The sequence below is a fragment of the Maritimibacter sp. genome (assembly GCF_016774595.1).
GTDB classification, from domain to species: Bacteria; Pseudomonadota; Alphaproteobacteria; order Rhodobacterales; family Rhodobacteraceae; genus Maritimibacter; species Maritimibacter alkaliphilus.
Genome location: NZ_JACBWT010000004.1, coordinates 51,237 through 72,990, shown reverse-complemented (window position 1 = coordinate 72,990; position 21,754 = coordinate 51,237). Strand labels below are relative to the sequence as shown.

24 protein-coding genes are annotated in these 21,754 nt (G+C 62.9%); 20 read left to right on the top strand and 4 right to left on the bottom strand.

The genetic code is table 11. The features are described 5' to 3' along the window. Positions 1–17: 17 nt before the first annotated feature. Positions 18–446: a MerR family transcriptional regulator gene (locus HOY44_RS21985; RefSeq protein ID WP_287437917.1), complete on the bottom strand. Its 429-nt coding sequence runs from the start codon at positions 444–446 to the stop codon at positions 18–20. 208 nt (positions 447–654) lie between these two features. Between HOY44_RS21985 and HOY44_RS21980 the strand changes: the two genes are divergently transcribed. From HOY44_RS21980 to HOY44_RS21910, 15 genes are all read left to right on the top strand, one after another. Then, a complete protein-coding gene (locus HOY44_RS21980) occupies positions 655–1,221 on the top strand; it encodes an SCO family protein (protein WP_287437915.1) in 567 nt (188 codons plus the stop codon). 5 nt (positions 1,222–1,226) lie between these two features. Further along, positions 1,227–1,649, top strand: a complete 423-nt coding sequence (locus HOY44_RS21975; protein ID WP_287437912.1) for a disulfide bond formation protein B — start codon at positions 1,227–1,229, stop codon at positions 1,647–1,649. Then, on the top strand, positions 1,646–2,305 hold the full coding sequence (locus HOY44_RS21970; RefSeq protein WP_071675771.1) for a DsbA family protein: 660 nt from the start codon (positions 1,646–1,648) through the stop codon (positions 2,303–2,305). Before HOY44_RS21975 ends, HOY44_RS21970 begins: the two co-directional genes overlap by 4 nt. A 23-nt stretch (positions 2,306–2,328) precedes the next feature. Next, entirely contained in the window at positions 2,329–2,796 is a 468-nt protein-coding gene (locus HOY44_RS21965) for a copper chaperone PCu(A)C (RefSeq protein WP_287437909.1), read from the top strand. Continuing rightward, the gene (locus tag HOY44_RS21960) at positions 2,796–3,422 is read left to right on the top strand and encodes an SCO family protein (protein ID WP_287437906.1); all 627 of its coding nucleotides are present in this window, start codon (positions 2,796–2,798) and stop codon (positions 3,420–3,422) included. The genes HOY44_RS21965 and HOY44_RS21960 overlap by 1 nt, the downstream gene beginning before the upstream one ends. A 224-nt stretch (positions 3,423–3,646) precedes the next feature. Beyond that, entirely contained in the window at positions 3,647–4,792 is a 1,146-nt protein-coding gene (locus HOY44_RS21955) for a M23 family metallopeptidase (protein ID WP_425339796.1), read from the top strand. Positions 4,793–4,795: 3 nt separating this feature from the next. Beyond that, positions 4,796–5,251, top strand: coding sequence for a DUF411 domain-containing protein (locus HOY44_RS21950; RefSeq protein ID WP_287437903.1), 456 nt, complete (start codon positions 4,796–4,798; stop codon positions 5,249–5,251). A gap of 12 nt (positions 5,252–5,263) precedes the next feature. After that, the gene (locus tag HOY44_RS21945) at positions 5,264–6,046 is read left to right on the top strand and encodes a ZIP family metal transporter (RefSeq protein WP_287437901.1); all 783 of its coding nucleotides are present in this window, start codon (positions 5,264–5,266) and stop codon (positions 6,044–6,046) included. Positions 6,047–6,050: 4 nt separating this feature from the next. Beyond that, the gene (lspA, locus tag HOY44_RS21940; RefSeq protein WP_287437899.1) at positions 6,051–6,533 is read left to right on the top strand and encodes a signal peptidase II; all 483 of its coding nucleotides are present in this window, start codon (positions 6,051–6,053) and stop codon (positions 6,531–6,533) included. Between the two features lie 50 nt (positions 6,534–6,583). Beyond that, positions 6,584–8,113, top strand: a complete 1,530-nt coding sequence (gene lnt / locus HOY44_RS21935) for an apolipoprotein N-acyltransferase (RefSeq protein WP_353806685.1) — start codon at positions 6,584–6,586, stop codon at positions 8,111–8,113. Next, positions 8,104–8,271 carry a hypothetical protein gene (locus HOY44_RS21930; protein ID WP_091846779.1) on the top strand — a complete coding sequence of 56 codons (168 nt, stop codon included), beginning with the start codon at positions 8,104–8,106 and terminating at the stop codon, positions 8,269–8,271. The genes lnt and HOY44_RS21930 overlap by 10 nt, the downstream gene beginning before the upstream one ends. A 24-nt stretch (positions 8,272–8,295) precedes the next feature. After that, positions 8,296–10,233: a penicillin acylase family protein gene (locus tag HOY44_RS21925; RefSeq protein ID WP_287437892.1), complete on the top strand. Its 1,938-nt coding sequence runs from the start codon at positions 8,296–8,298 to the stop codon at positions 10,231–10,233. Beyond that, positions 10,230–11,231, top strand: a complete 1,002-nt coding sequence (locus HOY44_RS21920; protein ID WP_287437890.1) for a cytochrome c oxidase assembly protein — start codon at positions 10,230–10,232, stop codon at positions 11,229–11,231. Before HOY44_RS21925 ends, HOY44_RS21920 begins: the two co-directional genes overlap by 4 nt. A gap of 165 nt (positions 11,232–11,396) precedes the next feature. Further along, positions 11,397–12,329: a cytochrome c oxidase assembly protein gene (locus HOY44_RS21915; RefSeq protein WP_287437888.1), complete on the top strand. Its 933-nt coding sequence runs from the start codon at positions 11,397–11,399 to the stop codon at positions 12,327–12,329. 163 nt (positions 12,330–12,492) lie between these two features. Beyond that, the gene (locus tag HOY44_RS21910) at positions 12,493–13,209 is read left to right on the top strand and encodes a copper chaperone PCu(A)C (protein ID WP_287437886.1); all 717 of its coding nucleotides are present in this window, start codon (positions 12,493–12,495) and stop codon (positions 13,207–13,209) included. A 244-nt stretch (positions 13,210–13,453) separates the two neighbouring features. Here HOY44_RS21910 and mntR read toward each other — a convergent pair whose 3' ends face one another. Then, positions 13,454–13,924, bottom strand: coding sequence for a manganese-binding transcriptional regulator MntR (gene mntR / locus HOY44_RS21905; RefSeq protein WP_287437885.1), 471 nt, complete (start codon positions 13,922–13,924; stop codon positions 13,454–13,456). A 40-nt stretch (positions 13,925–13,964) separates the two neighbouring features. Between mntR and HOY44_RS21900 the strand changes: the two genes are divergently transcribed. Genes HOY44_RS21900 through phnE form a run of 4 tightly spaced genes read left to right on the top strand, consistent with a single transcriptional unit; the run spans position 13,965 to position 18,308 of the window. Beyond that, positions 13,965–15,896 (top strand): cytochrome c peroxidase, encoded by a 1,932-nt coding sequence (locus HOY44_RS21900; RefSeq protein WP_287437883.1) that lies wholly within the window; start codon positions 13,965–13,967, stop codon positions 15,894–15,896. Then, entirely contained in the window at positions 15,896–16,771 is an 876-nt protein-coding gene (locus HOY44_RS21895; protein ID WP_287437881.1) for a phosphate/phosphite/phosphonate ABC transporter substrate-binding protein, read from the top strand. The genes HOY44_RS21900 and HOY44_RS21895 overlap by 1 nt, the downstream gene beginning before the upstream one ends. Beyond that, positions 16,768–17,550 carry a phosphonate ABC transporter ATP-binding protein gene (locus HOY44_RS21890; RefSeq protein ID WP_287437879.1) on the top strand — a complete coding sequence of 261 codons (783 nt, stop codon included), beginning with the start codon at positions 16,768–16,770 and terminating at the stop codon, positions 17,548–17,550. The genes HOY44_RS21895 and HOY44_RS21890 overlap by 4 nt, the downstream gene beginning before the upstream one ends. Continuing rightward, the gene (phnE, locus tag HOY44_RS21885) at positions 17,550–18,308 is read left to right on the top strand and encodes a phosphonate ABC transporter, permease protein PhnE (RefSeq protein WP_287437877.1); all 759 of its coding nucleotides are present in this window, start codon (positions 17,550–17,552) and stop codon (positions 18,306–18,308) included. Before HOY44_RS21890 ends, phnE begins: the two co-directional genes overlap by 1 nt. A 35-nt stretch (positions 18,309–18,343) precedes the next feature. On the opposite strand, the gene HOY44_RS21880 is transcribed toward phnE, so the two are convergent. Both HOY44_RS21880 and HOY44_RS21875 read right to left on the bottom strand, forming a co-directional pair. Next, positions 18,344–18,853: a L,D-transpeptidase family protein gene (locus tag HOY44_RS21880; RefSeq protein ID WP_287437875.1), complete on the bottom strand. Its 510-nt coding sequence runs from the start codon at positions 18,851–18,853 to the stop codon at positions 18,344–18,346. A 66-nt stretch (positions 18,854–18,919) separates the two neighbouring features. Beyond that, positions 18,920–21,268, bottom strand: coding sequence for a heavy metal translocating P-type ATPase (locus tag HOY44_RS21875; RefSeq protein ID WP_287437873.1), 2,349 nt, complete (start codon positions 21,266–21,268; stop codon positions 18,920–18,922). A 166-nt stretch (positions 21,269–21,434) separates the two neighbouring features. Between HOY44_RS21875 and HOY44_RS21870 the strand changes: the two genes are divergently transcribed. Then, positions 21,435–21,719, top strand: a complete 285-nt coding sequence (locus HOY44_RS21870; RefSeq protein ID WP_287437871.1) for a hypothetical protein — start codon at positions 21,435–21,437, stop codon at positions 21,717–21,719. The last annotated feature ends 35 nt before the right edge of the window (positions 21,720–21,754 follow it).

Genomic DNA, 21,754 nt, shown 5'->3' with positions numbered 1-21,754 from the left:
AAAGGCAATCGCGGCACTCATGCGCCGATGTCGTCGTGCTCGGTCAGGCATTCCGAATGGTCCCGCAGGACCTCGAGCACTCGGCAACCCGCGGTTCGCCCGCCGCTGCACTCGTGGACCATGCGCTTTAGCTCGGTGCGAAGCGCTTTCAGGCGCGCCATGCGTTGCTCGACCTGGCCGAGTTGCCGGCGGGCGATCGCATCTGCCTCGTCGCACGACTTTTCCGGATGGTCGCTGAGATCGAGGAGTTCCCGGATCGCATCGAGCGAGAAACCGAGTTGCCGCGAATGACGGATGAATGATAGCCGATCGAGTTCGGCATCCCCGTAGCGGCGTTGCCCACCCTCCGTCCGGCCCGGTTCAGGCATGAGCCCGATTTGTTCGTAGTACCGGATGGTCTGCACCTTGGTGCCGGTCTTCTTCGCCAGACTGCCAATCGTCAGCATATGTTTCCCTCAGAGAACCTACAGACTTTGTAGGTTTGGTGGGTTGATAGCGCAAGTCCAAGACTCACAGATGCGTGACCTCCCGCCGCAGCCGGACAATCAGGCTTGAATCTACAGTAGCTAGAGGATGTAAACGCAGAAACAATCAAGAATCAATGACAGGCTGTCCGGATTGTCCCTCGCATCGGTAAGAAAAGTTCTCTGGGTATTGGTGGGCATTGCAGCCATCGCGCTCGGGTGGCTTCTGCTCTGGTCCGACTATCGCGCCGACAACGCGCGATCAGAGGCAGATCCGGCTTTCGTCGCGGAGTTCGAACTGACCGATCATCAGGGCATGGTACGAACCGAAGACGATTTCGCGGGGCGCTGGATGCTGATCTTCTTCGGCTTCACCAACTGTCCCGATGTCTGCCCCACCACCCTGTCAGAGGTCGCGGCCGTGATGGAGGGACTGGGCGATGACGCTGCCAAGGTGCAGCCGATATTCATCACGATTGATCCCAAACGCGACACGCCCACGGCGCTTGCGGATTACGTTCCCCTGTTCGATGCCGGCATCATCGGACTGACCGGCACACCGGAGCAGATTGCACAGACGTCGGAAACTTTCCCGATCTTCTTCGAACGCATCGAAGAAGCCTCTGCCCCCGACGGCTACACGATGGGGCATACGTCGCATCTGTTCCTTTTCGATCCAGACGCAGGCTTCGCCGAGTCCTGGCCCTACGGCACGCCCGCCGAAGAGATCCTCGCCGATTTGAGAGAAAGGATCTGACAGACATGGCCCGAGTATCCGGAGAAACGGCACTGGGACTGGCATGGGTGACTGCTCTCACGGCGTCGCTAGCCGTACTCTTCATCGGTGAGGTGCTGGGACAGACGCCCTGCCTGCTCTGCTGGTTCCAGCGAGCCTTCATGTTCCCGCTGGCCATCATTCTCGGGCTCGGCCTCTGGTGGCGCGACCCGCTCGCGGGCCGTTACGGGATCGCGCTTGCGCTCGGTGGTGGCGCTGTCGCGCTCTGGCACATGGGTCTTTACGTTGGCCTGATCCCCGAGCGCATCCAGCCCTGCACGGCCGCTGGTCCCTCCTGCACTGACGACAACCAGTTGGTCTTCGGCATTCCGATCCCGCTGATGGCGCTTGCCGCTTTCGCCCTGATCGGCGCGCTGTCGGCACTCTCCCTGAAGGAAACACGAACATGAACAGACGCGGCCTGATCCTCTCCGTTCTCGCCCTCGGCGTCGCCGGTTTCGGCGGCGCGACGTGGTACGCAACACGCCCCGGTCCGGTGCCGGAGGCCGCGCCTGTCGCCCCGGAGATGGCGGAGGCTCTGATCCGGTCCTATTCGCCCGTTCTCGGTCCCGAGGATGCGCCCGTAACCATCGTCGAGTTCTTCGACCCGGCCTGTGAGGCTTGCCGCGCCTTCTATCCGGTGGTCGAAGCCATCATGGCCGAGCATGGCGATGCCGTGCGCGTGGTGATCCGCTATACGCCGTTCCACGGCGCGGCGTCCGAGGAAGCGATTCGCGTGCTCGAGGCCGCGCGCATGCAGGGCGTCTTTGAGCCGGTTCTCGAAGCGGTACTACGGGAACAGCCGAGATGGGCGTCGCATGGAGCACCCGAGCCGGGACTGATCCTGGAGATCGCCGCAACGGCGGGCCTCGATGCGGAGGCCGCGCGCACGCAGATGCTTGCGCCGGACGTAGTGGCGATCCTGAACCAGGACCGTGCCGACGTCGAGACTGTGGGCGTCCGCCAGACGCCCACGTTCTTCGTGAACGGCAAGCCGCTCGACCCGTTCGGCGAAGCCGAACTGCGAAGCCTGGTCGCGGCTGAAGTTACAGCGGCGCGAAGCTGAACCAAGAGAATGGGAAGAGCAGGATGAGGACCTTCTTTACTACCGGCGCTCTGACAGCGCTTTTGTCGTCCGCGGGGGCTTTGACGCCGGCGCTGGCAGGATCTGAGGACGTGGTCGTCGAAGGCGCTTGGTCCCGCGCGTCCATCGGCATGAACCGCCCCGGCGCCGCCTACATGACGATCCGAAATACCGGCAATACACCGGTGACACTGATCGGTCTCGTGACGCCGCTCGCCATGATGCCCGAAATCCACGAGTCCAAGACCAATGCCGATGGCGTGAGTTCCATGGCTCCGGCCGACGAAATAACCATCGCGCCAGGCGAAAGCGTGTCGCTCGAGCCGGGCGGTCTGCACGCGATGCTGATGCAGTTGCAGACGCCGATGACGGAAGGAGGATCCTACCCGCTGACGCTGCTCTTGGACGACGGGGGCGAAGTGACGGTCGAGGTGCCGATCCTTGGGATCGCCGCGCGCGGTCCAAACGACTGATGCGACGACGGACGATCCTTCGATACGGCGCAGCGGGTGCCGGGGCGCTAGTCATCGCGCTCTTCGTCGGTTGGTGGCAAGTGGACGGGCCTGGTGCGCCCGAACCGGAGGGCCAGCTGCCGCTGGCTCTGTCCGCCATGGACTTCAGCCTGACGGATCACGACGGAAACGAGGTCGGGCCGGAAACGCTGATCGGGCGCCCTGCGATGGTGTTCTTCGGCTTTACCTACTGTCCGGACGTCTGCCCGACCACGCTCTCGGACATTTCGGGATGGCTCGACGATTTGGGGGACGAGGCAAACGAGATGTCCGTTGTTTTCATCACTGTCGATCCCGAGCGCGACACTGTCGATGCGATGTCGGAGTATGTCGGCTATTTCCATCCGGCGATCCGCGGCTGGACCGGCGAAGATGAGGAAATCGCGAAAGCGGTCCGCGGCTTCCGCGCGAGCTACGAGCGGGTGCCGACCGAGGGTGGCGGCTACACGATGAACCACACCGCCAGCGTTTTCCTTTTCGACGCTGCAGGGCGGTTCGTCACCATGATCGACTATCACGAGCCGAGGGAATTCGCGGTGCCGAAGATTCGCCGCGCACTCGAACAAGAAACTGAGGGGGCAACATGAAGATCAGAGCTATCGCGGCAGGTATCGGAATTGTCGCCGCGCTATCGGGTGGTGTCGTTTTTCTTTCGGGGAGCTGGTCGAAGGACCCCGTACCTCCGGGCCTCGCGGCAGCAAGCATATGGACGCCGGACGGTCTCCAGCCTCCCCCGTTTGTGGTGTCGGAACGGCCGCGAATTGCGCAGGCAGGAGCCGAGCCCACGACGTTGCCTAGCCCCATTCCTCTTATGCAAATCTCGGTCGCTGATACTTCCTTGCCGACGATCGAACCTCCCCTTTCCACTTGGTCGCGCGACATAGAAAGCGGTGAGACGCTCGACACAGTTCTCGCGGAGGCCGGTCTCTCGGCGACCGACCGTGCGGAAGTCGCCCTCGCTCTTGGCGCGGAATATGATTTGAGGCGGCTGCGGCCGGGACATTCGGTCACCGTCGTCTCGACGATGGACAGCAGCCCGCGCAGCGTCGTGCTCGCCATCGAAAACGGTGTGCGCATCGAGGCGATCTTCGGCGATGAGCTTGCCACGCAGGTCGTCACCCCGGAGTCCGAGACGGTAACGCTTTCCGGGGAAGCGGTGATCGACAGCTCGCTTTTCGCTGCGCTCGACGAAGCCGATATCCCGGCCCGATTCGCGGTGGACCTGGCGCAGATGCTCGGCGGAACGGTGGATTTTCGCCGTGAGATGGCAGGCGGCGAAACGCTTCGGCTTCTCTGGCGCGAGGCGCGCGTCGGAGACGACAGGATCGGCCAGCCTGACCTTGCCTTCGCCGCGCTGGAGGTCGGCGGCGCGCTCTACGAGGTTGTTTGGCCGGACAGCGGCAGCGGACAGGCGACGATCTTCGTCGACGGCGAAGTCCTCCGCGTCTTCGCGCAGCCCGTCGAAGGTGCGCGCCTGAGCTCTGTTTTCGGCCGCCGCACGCATCCGGTCTATGGGAACGTGCGAATGCACACCGGCGTCGATTTCGCTGCGGCGCGAGGGACGCCGGTTCACGCCACGGCACCCGGGCGCGTCAGCTTCATCGGCTGGCGGAACGGGTACGGCCGCGTGGTTGAAATCTCGCATGGCTCGGATACCACGACGCGCTATGCACATCTCAGCGCGGTCCCGGAAGGCCTCGTGCAAGGCCAGCGCGTGGGCGCCGGAGACGTGATCGGTCGTGTGGGCGCCACCGGCACCGCGACCGGTCCGAATCTGCACTACGAGGTTCTGGTGGACGGTCGGCCGACCGATCCTCTCTCCGACGAGCGGCTCGCCGAAGCTGCCGAGCGCGAAGCGGATGACACTGGCGCGCTGTCGCGATTGGCCGAAGTCCGCGCGCTTCTCGCTGAAAGTCTCGACCGCGAGATCGCCCTGACAGCAACCGAAAGGCTCTGACCCATGAAACGTCTGACACAAGCCCTGACCTTCGCCATCGCTCTGTTTCCGGCGGCGCAGGCCCTCGCGGAGGCAACTGCCATCGATGTCCGAAAGACCAATGGATGCGGCTGTTGCCTGTCCTGGATGAACCATCTCCAGGAGAACGGCTTCGCACCGACGGGCCAGGACATGTTCGGCGGCCTTCTCGTGCGCTTCAAGCTCGACAACGGGGTGCCGCAGCGAATGGTCTCCTGCCACACGGCGCTCGTTGACGGCTACGTGATCGAGGGCCACGTGCCGGCCGCTGACATCCGCCGGCTTCTAGACGAGCGGCCCGACGCGGTCGGTCTCGCGGTTCCGGGCATGCCCTACGGTTCGCCCGGCATGGGGCCCGAGGAGGACCGCGAAGCCTACGACGTCTTTCTGGTTTTGAAGGACGGCTCGACCGAAGTCTATTCGAGCTACCCGGAAGGGTAAGACACCTGACGAATGGATCAATTGTCCCCGATCATGCTCGGCTTTCTCGGAAGCCTGGCCGCCGGCACATTGACAGCCGTCGGGGCAGTCCCCGTGCTGGTCGGGCGGATCCCTTCACGCGCCACCCGCGACCTGTCGCTCGGCTTTGCGGCTGGCGTGATGCTCGCAGCTTCGTTCTTCTCGCTGATCATTCCCGCGCTGGACGCGGCCGAGCCACGGTTCGACAACGGGGCAGCGCCCGCGGCCATCGTCTGCATCGCAACCCTTCTGGGCATGGCTGCCGTTGCCCTGATGAACGAGAAGCTGCCGCACGAGCATTTCAGAACGGGCCGCGAAGGTCCGGACGCCGCGTCGCTCCGGCGGGTCTGGCTCTTCATCATCGCAATCACGATCCACAACTTTCCCGAGGGTCTTGCGGTCGGGGTCGGGTTCGGTTCCGGTGGCATGGAAGGTGGCCTCCCACTCGCCATCGGTATCGGCTTGCAGAACGCGCCCGAGGGTCTGGCGGTTGCGGTGTCGCTCATGGGTGAAGGATACGCGAAACTGCGCGCCTGGGGCATTGCGGCCCTCACCGGCATGGTCGAACCGATCGGCGGGTTGCTCGGGGCGGGTATCATCACGCTGTCGGAGCCGCTGCTGCCCTGGGGGCTGGCATTCGCCGCCGGCGCGATGCTCTATGTCATCAGCCACGAAATCATCCCCGAGACCCATCGCAGCGGACATCAGAACAAGGCAACGCTCGGACTGTCGATCGGTCTTGTCCTGATGCTGTTTCTCGATGTCTGGCTGGGGTGAGGCAATGTTGTCAGCCGAAAGACCGCCGGTGATCGGCATGTTGGCTGCCGTCGCGGCTTTCGCGATCGATCAGGTTACAAAGGCCATCGTCGTCACGAATGCGAGCGTCCTGAGCGCTGGTGTTCCCGTGTTTCCCGGATTCAACCTCACGTTCCATCGGAACGATGGCGTGACCTTCGGACTTTTGGGCGGCGCGCCGTGGTGGAGCCTCGTGGTGCTCGCTCTTGCCGTGTGCGCTTGGCTTGTGATCATGATGCTGCGCACCCGGGACGGGATCGAGGCGCTTGCCTACGGGGCGATCATCGGCGGCGCCTTCGGCAACGTCTTGGACCGCCTCAGGTTCCGGGCCGTGACCGATTTCCTCGATTTCTACGCTGGCGCCGCGCACTGGCCAGCCTTCAACATGGCTGACGTCTTCGTGGTCGGCGGCGTCGGATTGCTTCTTATCGCGCCGATGATCACACGACGGCCCAGGTGCGGTCCATGACGCTGTTTTGGACGCCGTCCCGGGAACGGGTGATTTCCCTGCCATCGCGCATGATGGCGGCCATTGCAGCCGGTGGCGTTGCCGTTCTGACCCTACCTCCGTTCTCGATCCTCCCGCTTGTCCCCGTTGCCTACGCCACCCTCCTTGTCCTCCTCCGGCATCTCCCGGTCGCCAAGGCAGCACTTGTCGGCTGGGCGTTCGGTCTCGGGCAGTTCGGTTTCGGACTCTCGTGGATCGCGGAGAGTTTCTACGTGGATGCCGAGCGATTCGGTGCGATGGCGATCCCTGCCGTCGCAGGATTGTCCGCAGGTCTCGCCGCCTTTCCGGCCATCGCGTCGGCGCTCTTCACCGCCATCGCACGCCGTCGTGCGATCGAAGGCGTGGCGGCCTGTCTACTGTTCGCGACCTGCTGGACGGCGGCAGAGTGGCTACGAGGGCACGTGCTCACGGGATTTCCCTGGAACCTCGTCGGCTATGCCCTTGTCGACTACGCGGCCTTGCGGCAGCCGGCTGCATGGGTCGGAAGCTATGGGTTGAGCTTTTTCGTAATACTCGTCGGCACTCTTCCGGCGCCGGCCCTCTTGACGGAGGTGCGCCCCCGCTGGAGCATCCCACTGCTCGGCGTTGGGATCGTTGTCGCGATCTGGTCCGCAGGCGTGGCGCGGCTCCAGCTCGAGCCGCCAGGCCCGCCGGGGCTCGATTTGCGGATCGTTCAGGGCAACGTTCCCCAGCAGGAAAAGTGGGCGCCCGAAAACCGGGTGGCGACGATCACTCGCTATCTCGACCTCTCGACTCGTCCCGGCTCTGTCGACATCCTGCTCTGGCCCGAAACCGCCTTCCCGGGCTTTCTCGATGAGGATTCCGGGGCACGGTCGCGCATCGCTGCCGCCATTCCGGATGAGGGCCTGCTTCTGACCGGAGTGCCGGATCGCGTTTCGACGGACGAAGGCACGCGCTACTTTAATACCGTTCAGGCCTATGATCATACCGGCCGCAGCCTGACCGGCTACGCCAAGCACCACCTCGTTCCCTTTGGCGAATACGTTCCGTTCAGGGGCTGGCTGCCGATCGAACGCATGACGGAGGGTCTGGGGGACTTCACTGCCGGACCGGGGCCGCGCACGCTGGCATTTCCGGGGGTGCCGCTGGTTGCCGTCGCCATCTGCTACGAGATCATCTTTCCGGGCCATGTCGTTGACGGCCTGTTCCGGCCGGACTGGATCTTCAACGCAACCAACGATGCCTGGTTCGGAACCAGCATCGGGCCGGAGCAGCACCTCGCCTCTGCACGCATGCGCGCCGTCGAGGAAGGGCTTCCCGTCGTGCGGGCCGCGAATACCGGAATCTCCGCGATCATCGACGCAAACGGTGACTTGGTCGCGCGGCTCGGCACCGGAGAAACCGGTGTCATTGATGCGGCTCTTCCCTTCACTTATCCGCCAACGCTTTATGCACGCTTCGGCGACCGGACGCTGCTGGCTCTCATCTTCGTAACCTGGGCCGTAGGACTGGCTGCGGGTCTTGGCGGCACACACCGGCACAACAAGAAAACAAGAACGGAGGCGAAGTCATGCTGGTAATCGCGGGCATTGTCGCGGGTGCGATCTGGGGTGGATATCTGGCGCGACGCCGAAAAGGAAACCGGCTGGATATCCTCCAGTATGCGGCGAGTTCGGCCATCGCCTTCGGTCTTCTCACCTATTTCGTCTCGGTGGTCCTCTTGCGCATCTTTTCATGAAATGGGTTTGGAAACGGCACCGACTTGCGACGTCTTTTCAACATATTGCTGTACGGGTTCCTGGCGATCTGCATCACGGCATCGGTTGGTTCCGGGTTGGTCTATTTTCTGCTGAGCGCATCCGTTCCCGACTACGACGAGGACTTCTCGGTCGCAGGGCTGGACGGACCGGTCGATATTCTGCGAGATTCCTCGGCAATCCCGCACATTACCGCGAGTTCCGCCGCGGATGTCTACTTCGCGATCGGCTTCGTTCATGCCCAAGACAGGCTCGGTCAGCTGTTAAGGACAAGGCGAATGGCCGAAGCTTCTTGGCCATCGGATGAGACATTGTCCTTTGCGCCAGCGGTCTCAGATGCGCTCGCGTCCTATGCCGCTGGCATCAATGCGTGGCTCGAGCTTGTGTCGGAAGGCGGGCGTGGCAGAGGCTCGCCGGAGCTGCTGATCGCAGACGAACGGTCGATCGACGCCTGGACGCCCGGCGATAGCCTGAGGATTGCCCGGTCTTTCCTGCATGGCCTGCGACCGGGGAGTGCATGGGTCGGCGTCCCAGGCACGTCGAGAGCTCTGGCACCGACGGATCGCCCGAGATTGCCCGAATTGCTTGCCACTGATCCGCAGCAGCGCCTCGATGCATGGGCGATAGACGGTGAGCGAACCGCTACCGGGACGCCAATTCTCGCCGCCGATATCAGCGGTTCCCTGTCGCTGCCCTCGGAATGGTATCTCGCCGATCTTCAATTTTCGACAGGGCCGGTCATAGGTGCCACAATGCCGGGCGTACCTTTCGTTATAGTTGGTCGCAACGCGCGCGTCGCTTGGGCCTTCCGGTCACTTCCCGTGCCAGACGAGGAGGCGCCAGGGGGGGCATCAACTGTGCAGGCGGCAGATTTCCTGACGATGCTGGAGCTGTTCGCGCGTTCTGCCGATGCGACCAATGTCATTGGAGTGGCCGCAGACATGTTGCCGAAGCGCATGGAGGCATTGGCAATTGATCGAGTGACCGTTGCCAGATGGCCAAAAGAAGAAGCCGTACGGGCGTCGTCATTTCGCGACATTCGACTGGCGGAGCTTGAAGCACGGCAATCGATCTTCTCGACAGAAGGCGCCATCAGTGTTCAAAGGGACACCGTAAGCTCCGTGGCGCGAACCCTCCTGCCCCTTATGGCAAAAGAGCTTTGGTTCGTGCCGTCCAGAGACAGCATCGAAGGCACCGATGCGGACGACATTCGTCGTGAGCTACTGGACATGCTTGCGTCGTGGAATGGCGAAATGGATCGTTATTCGCCGGAACCTCTGGTGTTCTGGACTTGGGTCCGGGCTTTGCAGCAGCGCATTTTGAAAGACGAATTTCCGGCAGCGCAGCAACTCTGGTCCCGTCCGAACCCGGACTTTCTTTATGCCGTACTCAGCGATCGTCGCGGCAGCGCGATCTGGTGCGACATCCGGCCATCATCACCTCGCGAGACTTGCGAGGAGCAGGTTCGCGTGGCCCTGGATGATGCCCTTGGCTGGCTGGTTGATCGATACGGGCGCGATCCCTCGACCTGGATCTGGGGCGAAGAGCATAATTTGGACATGCAGTGGTTGCCGATCAGTTCGCGTGGGTTACTGACCGACCTGCTGTCCCTTCAAGCGCCGATTTCAGGCGATCCCTTTACGCAATTCTCGACGTCATTTGGTTTCGAAGAAGACGGTCCATTTCTTGTGAATGCCGGAAGCAATTTTCAGGCGGTCATGTCGATATCGGAAGAAGCGGGATCATACTACATCGCGCCCGCCGGACAGTCGGGACATCCGCTATCTCGGTTCTACGACAATCTCTTTCTTTCGTGGATACAAGGCGAATACCTGGCCATGTCGACCGATCTGTCATTGGCCCGTGGCGGCGCTTCCGGGTTCTCGCGACTCACACCGGCTACCTCGGTCAGTCCTCGGATGAGCGAGGGCCAGAGCGAATGATCACGAACCTCTTCCTTCTTTACGACCCTTTCGGCGATGCGCTGTCACCGGTGTCGCTCATTGTTGTCGGCATTACAGCATGGCTGTTTTTGCGTGGGCTCAAAATACACGCTCGCTGTCTCGGAAGGGTTTCTGGCTGGCGTCGAACCGTCTTCTTTGTCGGCCTCGCGGCCGTCCTCGTCGCGACGAATGGGCCGCTCCCGCCATTGGGGCACAGTCTGTTTTCGGTACACCAGGCCGAGCATCTTCTTCTGCGACTGGCCGGACCACTTCTCATCGCGGTTTCTCAGCCCTGGCTTGTCCTTCAAGCCGGATTGAAAAGGGAATGGCGCCGACGCCTTGCCCTGATTGGACGCGCGCGCATCCCGCGATTCTTGGCGCTTCCTGCATCTGCCACCTCCCTGTTGATTGGCGCGCTTTTCGTCTGGCAAATCCCGGTGATCTACGCCCTTGCACAACGTATTGCGGCGGTTGAGGCGCTGGCACATCTGTCAATGGCGCTAGCGGGGCTTTGGTACTTTGCTATGCTGTTCGATCCGCGTGATCCGCCTGAAGGAGCGCGGCGCGGTGCTCGTCTGATGTCAGGGTTCGTGGTGATCGTTTCCAACATCTTTCTGGGCTCCCTGACAACGCTCAAAGAGGTGCCTCTCTATGGATCAGAAATCATCGCAGCCAACGGTGGTCGACTTCGCGCCCTGGCTGACGAAACAATCGGCGGCTACGTAATCTGGGTCCCGTCGTCGATGGTTCTCATCGTGGCAATCATCCTGGTGCTGAACGGCTGGAACGCGGCGGAGGAACGGCGTTGGACTTCCCGCTACGAACTCATGCGCAAATCGAATGCGGCGGCGCTCGAGTTTCCGGAAACCGCGGAGGAACTGCGTCTGAAAGTGGAGAAGCCGAACCGGGACATGGGCCGTACCCTCGCCCTCGGCGCATTCGCCATGTTCATGATTGTCATGATTACCGTCGTGACCATCGTCTATGCGCTCGGATAGATCGAATTCGACATGAAACCAGACGTATTCTTCCCCGCTAGGGCCCGCCCTTTTCGCCACTGCCACGGCTGGACACATATTGTAGTGTCCTTACTCGTACCGGGTGCTGCGCTGGCCCACGGCGGTGCGGGCCTGTCAGCTTCCGCTGCATGGTCGGCATGGAGCGTGACACCGGAAATCAGCGGCCCGATCCTTGTGACCTTTGCGATCTATGTTCGTGGCGTGATCCGGCGCCGCTCGGTCACCCAGCCTGTTTCGGCTGTCCGGCAAACCCTGTTCGCTAGCGGAATGCTGGCCCTCCTTCTTTCTCTTCAATCACCCATTGACCCTATGGGCGAACGGCTGTTTCTGGCGCATCAGATCCAGCATCTGCTGTTGCGAATGGTCGGCCCGATGCTGGTGGTGCTCGCTCGCCCGCAGGCGGTGATCATCGCTGGTTTGCCGGAGGCTCTGCGCAGGGGCATGATCGCGCCGATCATGGCTAGTGGCGTTGCTTCCGGCCTCTACCGCCGCCTGACCGCCCCGGTCACGGCCTTCGTCCTGTTCCTCATTTCGCTCTATGCCTGGCAGGTTCCGCCACTCCATAACGCAGCCCTGCTTGACCCGTCGATCCACTGGGCGATGCACCTGACGATGCTGGCCGCCGGCTTCGTCTTCTTCGCAATGATCTTTGACCAGCGTGACGTACCAACCGCTCCAGCGCATTTTCTGCGTATCGTGCTACTCTTCGCGGCGATTGTGTCGAACATCCTTCTTGGCGCGATTACGGTCTTCAAGTCAGCGGTTCTCTACAATGCCTATGACATTGAGGGGCGGCTCTTCGGCATCGCGCCGCTAACCGACGAGACCGCCGGCGGCTTCATCCTCTGGGTGCCGGCAAGCATGATGTTGATTATCACGATCATCATCGTGGTCTACGACTGGAATCTCACCGAAAGAAAACGCCTTCACCGAGGACATGGAATAGCGGGACCGGACTGGACAACTACTCGGCCGGATCAGGCGAACAACCGGCTCGGGCAGCTACTGGGCCTCAGTGCCCTGACCATGTTCGGACTAATCATCGGCACAGCAGTTTTCGTTGTCTTGCTGGGCTGAGCCAAATGCAATCGACAACCGGGCGAATTGTCCCGCCGAACGCGATGTCACCTTGCGTCTACAGTCACTAGAGCTCTCAAGCTGCAAGCCGCTCGGTACTGCGTGGTGCGCACGCGGGCAATTTGGCGAACAGTAAAAAGGGCGTTCTATTCAGCGTAGGCTCTTGAAGATCGGCACAGTCCTATTGGCCGCCGTCTGGGTTCAGACTGCCGGCGGCCAGACGACGACTCCGGATCGCGATCTGCTGGTCCAAAATGCCTTGACCCGCTCCAGTACGGATATCGGTGGCTCGGCGGAGATCTATTTCACTCTCACAAACACCAGCGGAAAGACGATCGACCTGATCGGTGTGCGCACGGATCTGGCCTCGACCGAAGCTCTTCACAAGACCAATGCTGGATCGAATGGCGTGTCGCGCATGAGCGCGGTTCCGGAACTGCGTGTGGCACCGGGAGCGACCGTGATACTTGAGCCGGGAGGTTGGCACGTAACGTTGATCGACCTCGAAAAGTCGCTGGTCGAAGGAGACACGCGGTCACTTCGTCTGAAATTCTACGACGGGGGCGATGTGACAGTCAAAGTGCTGATCCTCGCACGGAATGAAGGGCCAATGCTCGGAGAGACATCAATAAGGCTCAACCGAACCGCTGGCTTTCGGGCATTGCCGAGGTTTTTGCTGCCGACCAGGTCACTAGGGCCGAGGCGGGCCTCAACAGCACGGCCTCGCCGAGGGCGTTTCGTTGCTAACCGGCTTAAACCTGGTCAACCTGCGTCACGAAGGCTTGACTTTCAGCCTTTTCGGCACCGTGTCATCTTAGGTGCCATCGGTTGTCGCGCTCGAAAAAAATTGGCCGGCCTGCTACGTGTCGTTTCGCATTGATACCGAAGCAGAGACAGTTCTGGAGCCAGCTGGCACCCCACGGGCTCGGTCTCACGGCGCCAAGCCGAGCATCCATACTATTGAATTGAGTTCTCAGGCGGCGCTTTGGCCATTTGACGTCGCCCAATCACGAGGTTGTTGCGTTCCGCCACATAGCGACAGTGCCGTCCGGGCGGGAGCTCGGTGCAGATCGGATGCCGCGCAAGCGGCGCGTGTCCGAGTTGCGCGACGATGCTGAGCAGGGCTACCCTTCACTCCGAGCGTTCTGCAACGCACGTTCGAATGCGTTCAAGGTGTTTTCGCTCACATGATGCTCGATTCCCTCTGCATCGCGTTCCGCGGTTTCCTCATCGATCCCAAGGCTCAGGAGGAACGCGACCACGATCCGGTGTCGCCGTCGACACGCCTCGGCTAGGGCCTGGCCCTCTTCAGTAAGGAACACCGCTCGATAGCGTTCTCGCCGAACGAGGCCGGCGGTCCTGAGTCGTGAAATGTTCTTCGTGACAGTCGGCGGCTTCACTCCCAGCCGTTCAGCGATATCGACCGGTCGCGCCTCTCCGCGGGTCTCGATCAGCTCGGCGATCAATTCCACGTAGTCCTCTGCCATCTCGCTTTCATGCGCTTGCCGCACGATCGCAAAGCCTTCCGCCTGCGCCTCCGGCGCGCGTTCCACAGGTTCAAAGGTCTCGCGTTCATGGGATTGCGGCTTGGTCATTTCGCAAGTCTGCCCTGAGACACAGGGATTGACAACTTGTTTGCTTTGGGTAGATATTTTAGCCACGGCTAACTTTTTGTTGGAGGTCATGGTGTTCCGGAAGCTACTTGGGTTCGTGATTTTCTCTCTGGCCGGCGCGATGATCTCGTTCGGGCCGGCCGTCGCGACACCTGCGAAAGAAGCCCCATGGCTTCCGGACGCGGCAGCCTACCGTCTGACGTTGTTTCTCGGAAATCTGGAGCCGCTACCTTGGGACGTCGTCGAGGCCGCATGGTCCGAACCTTACCGAAACTCGGAGTTCTCCACGGATGCGCTGACCTGGTTGGGTGAGAGAAGCGATATCGAAGACGGGCCTCTACTGGACGCAATGGCGCGACGGGATCGACAGTCCCTCTTCGCCGCCGCGACGAGGTTGATCGCTCTCAGGATCGAGGAAGAGCTGGGCCGCGTACTGGACGTTGACGACCCGGCACGCGCGCAGCAAGCGGTGAGGACCGCGCGCGAGCTCTACCGCGCCTTCGCTGACGGCGTTGCCGCCGCCGATCCTGAGGCTTCACGACGGATCGGCCTAGCCTGGCTGGAACTTAACAGTAGCACAGGGTCCGCCGGTGTTCTCGGAGCAGGCACCACACCACCAGACCGCGAAACGATGGTCATGGCACGAGCGGTGATCTCTGACTATCTCGCGGAGAATTATCTTGTGGACGACTTCGCTCCGAGGCAGCAGCTCAGCCCGCTGCCTGAGACGGCTTTGACTAGCGGACGCGACATCGAGGTGCCACCGAGCCTGCCGCCGGGGTCCGACATCTTCGACCAGGATCCCCTGCCCCTGCTCGTCCTCAATTTCGAGGAACAGGGCATCGATGAAACCGACCTGCCGCTTGTCGCTTACGGCGACATGCTGTTCGACAGCGCGCAAATCTTCGGCAGCCCGGCGCGCGACCTCGGGATCGCCTGTTCGACGTGCCACAACCGCTCGGACGTGAACCAGCGTCTGTTCATACCCGGCGCCAGCCACCAGCCCGGGGCAATCGACGTGGACGGCGCCTTCTTCAACCCGATCTTCAACGACCGGCGCGACGACCCGCTCGATATTCCCAGTCTGCGCGGCCTGCGCTTCACCGGGCCTTATGGCCGCGACGGCCGCTTTGCCTCGCTTCGGGATTTCACCCGCAACGTGATCGTGAACGAGTTTGGTGGCGCTGAACCGACCCCATTTATGCTGGACGCGCTGATCGCCTACATGCTCGAGTTCGATTTCCTGCCGAATTCCATGCTGACGCCGGATGGCCGGCTGACCGACGCGGCTTCGGAGCCCGCACGGCGCGGCGAAGCGATCTTCACCCGGCCTTTCGAGGGTCTCGGCGACCGCTCCTGCGCCAGCTGTCACGTGCCGGACGGCAACTTCCTCGACCGTCAGGCGCATGACATCGGGTCCGCCACTCCGGCCTACGAGGGTGCGCGGGCGAGCGCATTCGATACGCCGACCTTGCTCGGGACGGCCTACACTGCGCCCTATTTCCACGACGGATCGCTGCCGACCCTTGCCGCCGTGGTGGACTGGTTCGACGAGACGAAATCGCTCGGGCTGTCAGAGACTGACCGCGCCGACCTGACCGCGTATCTCAACGCGGTGGGCTCGGCCGATGCCCCCTATGAGACTTTCGATGCCGAGAACACGTCCTTCCGCCTTGCGTTTGCCGAGCTGACGACCTTCGCATCGACGCTCGACACGCTGCTGTCCCGGCGGGACGCAGAGCACATCCTGCTCCTGACCGATACGGTCGCGGCGGACCTCTCGGCCGATGCCAGCACGATGTCCAACCTTGCCGGTCGACCGGAGGTCTATGCACTTGCCGAGCGATTGGCCCAGGTCGGTGCCGCCGTGCGCGCCGGAGACTGGGAGACGGCAAAGGCACACTGGACCGCGTTCAGGGATGCGGCCGACACAATCGAAGAAAGGGCGTTCTGATGTCGATCCGTTTGAGCCGCAGAAAGACGCTGATCCTGTCCGCCGCGGGCGCCGTGTCATTGGGAACACGGCTTGCAGCACAGGAAGAAGGTTTGCGCCTCGCCTTCATTCCCCAGGAAAACCCCGATAAACTTCTCGGCGACGTCGCGGCCATCACCGGTTGGCTGGCGGATCAGATCGGCGTACCGGTCGAGGGTTTCGTCACCATCGACCACGCCGCGGCTGTCGAGGCGCTGCGGAACGGTGACGCCGACATTTCGTTCATGGGCGCGCTCCCCTTCGTGCTGGCCGAGGCCGAGATCGGCGCAGTGCCTCTGCTGTCCGAAGTCTATCGCGGCGCGCCGAGTTACACCGGGCGGATCTTCGTGCGCAGAGACAGCGGGATCGAGACGCTTGCTGATCTCGGGGGCAAGGATATCGCTTTTGCGGACCCGATCTCGGAATCGGGCTACCTCTATCCGCTGGCCGAGTTCGTCGAGGCCGGATTGGTTGCCGGGCCCGGCGACGCAGACGCCTTTTTCCGTCGCATCTTCTTCGCGGGCGGATATCAGCAAGCGATGCAGGCGATGGCCGAGGGCCTTGTCGATGCCGCCGGCGCGAGCCAGTACGCCAACCTCCTTCTCACCCCGCAGCAGCAAGCCGAAGTCGTCTGGATCGCCGAGAGCGAACCAATCCCCAGCCACGTGGTAATCGCGCGACCGGGACTGGACGCAGATCTCCGGTCGCGGTTCGTTGATGCGATGATGCGTCTCAACGAAGCCGGCAACCGCGACCTGCTGCGCTACCTCTACGGACCCGACGGCTACGTCCGAGCGGATCCCGCTGCTTATGACGGGGTGCGCGACATGGCCCGGCGCTACGGGCTCCTCGGATGAGCGCCGCCGCGCAAATAGGGGATCTGAGCTTCGTCCATCGAGGCGCCACGCCACCAGCGCTCGATCATGTGTCGCTCGACATTCGTGCGGGCGAAAGCACCGCGCTGCTCGGACCCTCGGGCGCCGGGAAAACGACGTTACTGGCCTTGCTCGACGGGCGTCTTCGCGGCTGGCGCGGTCGGGTCTCGGTCCTGGGCGCACCGCTCGACCCCAATCATCCACCGCCGCGCGCTGGTCGCTCTGACGTCGGCTTTATCTTTCAGGAATTCGCGCTGGTCGAACGCTCTTCAGTGCTGCGAAACGTTCTGAACGGGCGCCTTGGCCGCATGTCGCCCGTGCGCGCGGCCCTCGGGTCTCCCTTGCCACGCGACCTGGAGGTGGCGCGCGCCGCACTCGCTGATTGCGGCATCGCCGATCTGGCCGAGCGTAGGGTCGACAGCCTCAGCGGTGGGCAGCGGCAGCGTGTGGCCATCGCCCGATGCCTCGCCCAGGAGCCGCGCCTGTTCCTTGCCGACGAGCCCGTCAGCAATCTCGATCCCGCCCGCGCCGCGGAAATCCTGTCGCTGCTGACTGGTGCTGCGCGCGCGCGTGGCGCGACCGTGCTGTTCTCCTCGCACCAGCCCGACCTCGCGCGGCGTTTCGCCGATCGTATCGTGGGCATGCGCGATGGGCGGATCGCCTTCGACGTGGCGGTCTGTGACCTGAGCGATGTCGCGACTGCGGATCTCTATCGCGAGACGGGGGCCCTGTCGGGCATCGGTTTGCGGGCGGTGACCTGATGCGGTCGCGCGGGTTTGGCGGTTTCGCGGCCGGGGCTTTGGTTGCGGGTGCGGTTCTATGGTCATTCGCCACGACCGATGTCGACCTGTCGCGCCTCCTGTCCGCCGGATCCCGGATCGCGGATTTCCTCGGCCGGATGGTCCCGCCCGATCCGACCGTGATGAACGAGATATTGAAGGGCAGCGCGGAAACGCTGCGCATCGCGATCCTGGGGTCTCTGGGCGCGGTCCTCCTGTCGGTGCCACTCGGGATACTTGCATCCGAGACGATGGTTTCGCCGGTGCTGTACCGACCCGTCCGGACGCTCCTCGCTTTTATCCGGGCCATCCCGCTGATCCTGGTGGCGATGCTCATGGTGGGCGCGGTGGGCCTGGGTCCCCTCCCCGGCATCATCGCGGTCGCCTTCCATGCCACCGGCATGCTCGCGAAGTTCTACGCAGAGGCAATTGACGGCGTCTCCCGCGCGCCGATCGCCGCGCTGGAAAGCGCCGGTGCCGGGTGGTTGGCGCGGCTCCGCTACGCGATCTGGCCGCAGATGGCGCCGGTCGTCGCCCGCGACACCATCTTCCGGTTCGAACTGAACCTGCGCGAGTCGCTGATCCTGGGCGTCGTCGGTGCGGGCGGTATAGGGTTCTACATCCAGACCTATGTGCGCTCGTTCCAGTACGACAAGGCAGCAAGCGTCACACTGGCCGTGATCGCCATGGTGATCGCGATCGAGGCCATCAACGTGGCCCTGCGCCGCCGGTTTGCCTGAAACAATCGGCGGACGCGCAGACGCCTCTCGGCCCATCAGGCGTAGATGTCTATCGGTGTTCCGTCCCTAACCATGGCGTAGATTTCCTCGATCTCGGGATCCGTGACCGAGATGCAGCCCGCCGTCCAGTCGCGGACATTCGTGGGGTCGATCCCCCGCCGCGGTCCGCCGTGAATGAAGATGTCCTTGCCGGGGGAACGCCTTTGGGACTCAGCGAAAGCGATGTCGGCCTCGTTCGGGTAGGAGATACCGACGGACAGATGGAAGAGGCTGTCGGGGTTCCGTCGGTCGATCACGTAGGAGCCTTCCGGTGTGCGACCGTCGCCCTCGAACTGCTTGTGACCGACGGGCGCGAAGCCCAGCCCGATCGGATAGGTCCGCAACACACGATCGGCGCCGTCGAGAACCAGCAAGCGCTGCGCCTTGTAGAGGCGCAGCCGGGTGACCTCGGGTCCGCTGTAGGTTCGGAACTTACTGGCGCAGCCGGATAGAAAAGCGACAAGCCCTCCGAACAAGACGACGCGGCGCGGAATATGGATCTTCATCACTGCTCTATGCCTCGTGAGCGAGGTCTCTTGTGGGGCAGATGCTACCCTGCGGCTCGTCGCGGTTCAATGCCCGTGTGCAAGAGCGCCTTTTGCTATCTGCTCACCAATCGGCTCGCCGCCGGATGGCGGCGCACCTACCTTGTGGCCGTTGAGCAGGCGCAATGCATTGGCAACTACGAGAAGCGAGACGCCGACATCCGCGGCGATCGCGCCCCACATCGATGCCATCCCGAATGCCGTCGCGACGACGAAGACGGCTTTCGTCGCCAGTGAAACGCCGATGTTCTGGTGGATGATCGACATGGCGCGGCGTGAATGACCGATGAGCCAAGGCACCTTGCCAATGTCGTCAGTCATAAGGGCGATGTCCGCCGTCTCGATGGCCGCGTCCGAACCGACAGCGCCCATGGCGATGGCATAGTGTGCGCGTGCCATGGCCGGGGCGTCATTCACCCCGTCGCCGATCATCGCGACAATGTCGTGGCTTTCGACCAGTTCCTCGATTGCCGTTACCTTGTCCTCGGGCAAGAGTTCGGCACGCACCTCGTCGATGCCGACCTCTGCCGCAACAGCGCGCGCGGTGCGTTCATTGTCGCCCGTCAGCATGACGATGGTCTTCACGCCCTGCGCATGAAGTCGCGCGACGATACCTTTGGCGTCCGGGCGGATCCGGTCGCGCAGTTCGAGAATTCCGGTCACGCCGGTCTCGTCTCCGACGGCCACAAGCGTACTGCCGGCTCCTTCGATCCGGTCACGGAGGTCCGCCGGTATGGCGCTGCCGAACCCTTTCTCCTCGGCGAACCGGTCGGAGCCAAGCCAGACCTCTCGGCCCCCTGCCCGTCCTTCCAGCCCCCGTCCCGGCACGGTGCGTGTATCCTCGGCCGCTGAGACCGCGATGCCGTCTGCCTCGGCCCGCGCAAGTATGGCACGCGCCAGCGGATGCGATGACCGCGCTTCGAGTGCGCCCGCCAACGTCATAAGATCGCGCGCCGAGGCCCCGCCAAGCGGATGCACGGCGGCCACCTCAGGCTCACCCATGGTGATTGTACCGGTCTTGTCCATCGCCAGTGCCGTCGTCCGGCCCGGGGCTTCGACATAGGCTCCGCCCTTGATGAGAACCCCCGCCCGCGCCGAGGCCGTAAGCGCGGCCACGATGGAGACCGGAGTTGAGATGACCAGAGCACAGGGACAGGCGATCACGAGAAGAACCAGCGCGTTGTAGACCCAGTAGTCCCAGGCTCCACCGAGGACGAGCGGCGGCACCAGCGCAATGGCGATCGCCAGCGCCATGACGATGGGCGTATAGATGCGCGCGAACTTCGCGACCCACTGCTCAACGGGCGCTCGGCGGGCGTGAGCGTCCCCCACCATGCGGATGATCTTGGCGAGCACCGTGTCTGAGGCCGCCCTGGTCGCGCGCACCGTCAGCGTCCCTTCGCCGTTGATCGTTCCCGCGTAGACTTCGTCGCCTGGCTCCTTCGGCACCAGCGCGCTTTCGCCGGTGATTGGCGCCTGATCGACGGCCCCTGCCCCATCTACAACTTCACCATCCAGCGGGATGCGGTCGCCGCCGCGCACCACGAACCGTGCATTGATGGCAACAGCGGAAGCCGGCACGTCTGCTTCAGAACCATCATCATAGAGAACCCTTGCCGTCGGCGGCGCCAGGTCAAGCAACGCTGAAACCGCGTTCCGTGCGCGCCCGACGCTCCAACTTTCGAGGTACAGCGACAGCGAGAAGAAGAAGGCCACCGTCGCCGCCTCGAAGAACTCGCCGAGGCCGATGGCTCCCGCCACCGCGACCACCATGAGAAGGTTCATATCGGGCGACAGACGCCGCGCGGAGGACCAAGCCTTCGGGGCCACGAGCCAGACACCGAACAGGATCGCGACGGCGAAGAGCACCGCCTCGGCCAGCGGCATGGGGGACTCGCCGTGACCCGCGAACAGGCCGAGGGCCCCGCCCATGCCGGTCTCGAAGATGTGCCAGAGAAAGCCGGCCGCCCAGAAGCCGCCGCTCAGCGCCGTGAACAGCCGCTGCCGGGCGAGATGGGCCGCCTGATCTTCCGATGCGGTTCCCGCATCCCAGGGCTTCGCACTCATGCCGGTGGTCGCAACCAGTTGCGCCACCTCGTCGTCAGTTACACGGTCCGCGCTGTCCAGAATGGTCATCCGCCCGTTGATGACGTCGAAGGCCAAATGCTCTGCTCCGCCGACCTTCGGACCGACGACCTTGTTCAGGATCGCCACTTCTTCGGCGCAGTCGAGCCCGGAGACCTGGAAGCTCCGCCCGACAGATGGCGCAGGCGTCGCCGGAGCGACGTTGCCGCATGGTCGATCGCTTCCGCAGCAACTGTTGCCGCTCTCTTGCGAGGCGTGAGAATGATCTCGTCGGTTGGTTTCAGCAAACATGAACGGACCTCAAAAGTCGGGTTGTTCAGAACAACATAGTTCCTACAGTACCTAGAGGTTCAAGAACATTAATTGATGGTTCTCCGGATCGCTTTCTTGCTATGTGTCGTCGGAAAGAGGCTGGCCATCTGTTGCGGCCAGACCGATAAAACAGAAAGGAAATTCAATGCGGTCGGTACAATCAAAGCAAAACGTGATGATCGGAACCACACTGTTGTTCACCGCAGGGTGTGCCATCCCTCCAAGCAGCGGAAGCGATGCGGCGAACGTTATCGGCGATATTCCTGATAGCGTCGTGGCAATGGCGGCGCCTGACCAGGATATTTCTACCGCGCGCCTTGTGCCCGACGACGGCTGCTACTGGTACGAGCATAGCGGGCCGGTCGAAACGACCTTGATTCCGCTACGCACGCCAAATGGCAGTCGCATATGCACTGCACGGGAAAGCTGAGCCGCTCGGCAGACCGTCGGACCGACCACCAAGCT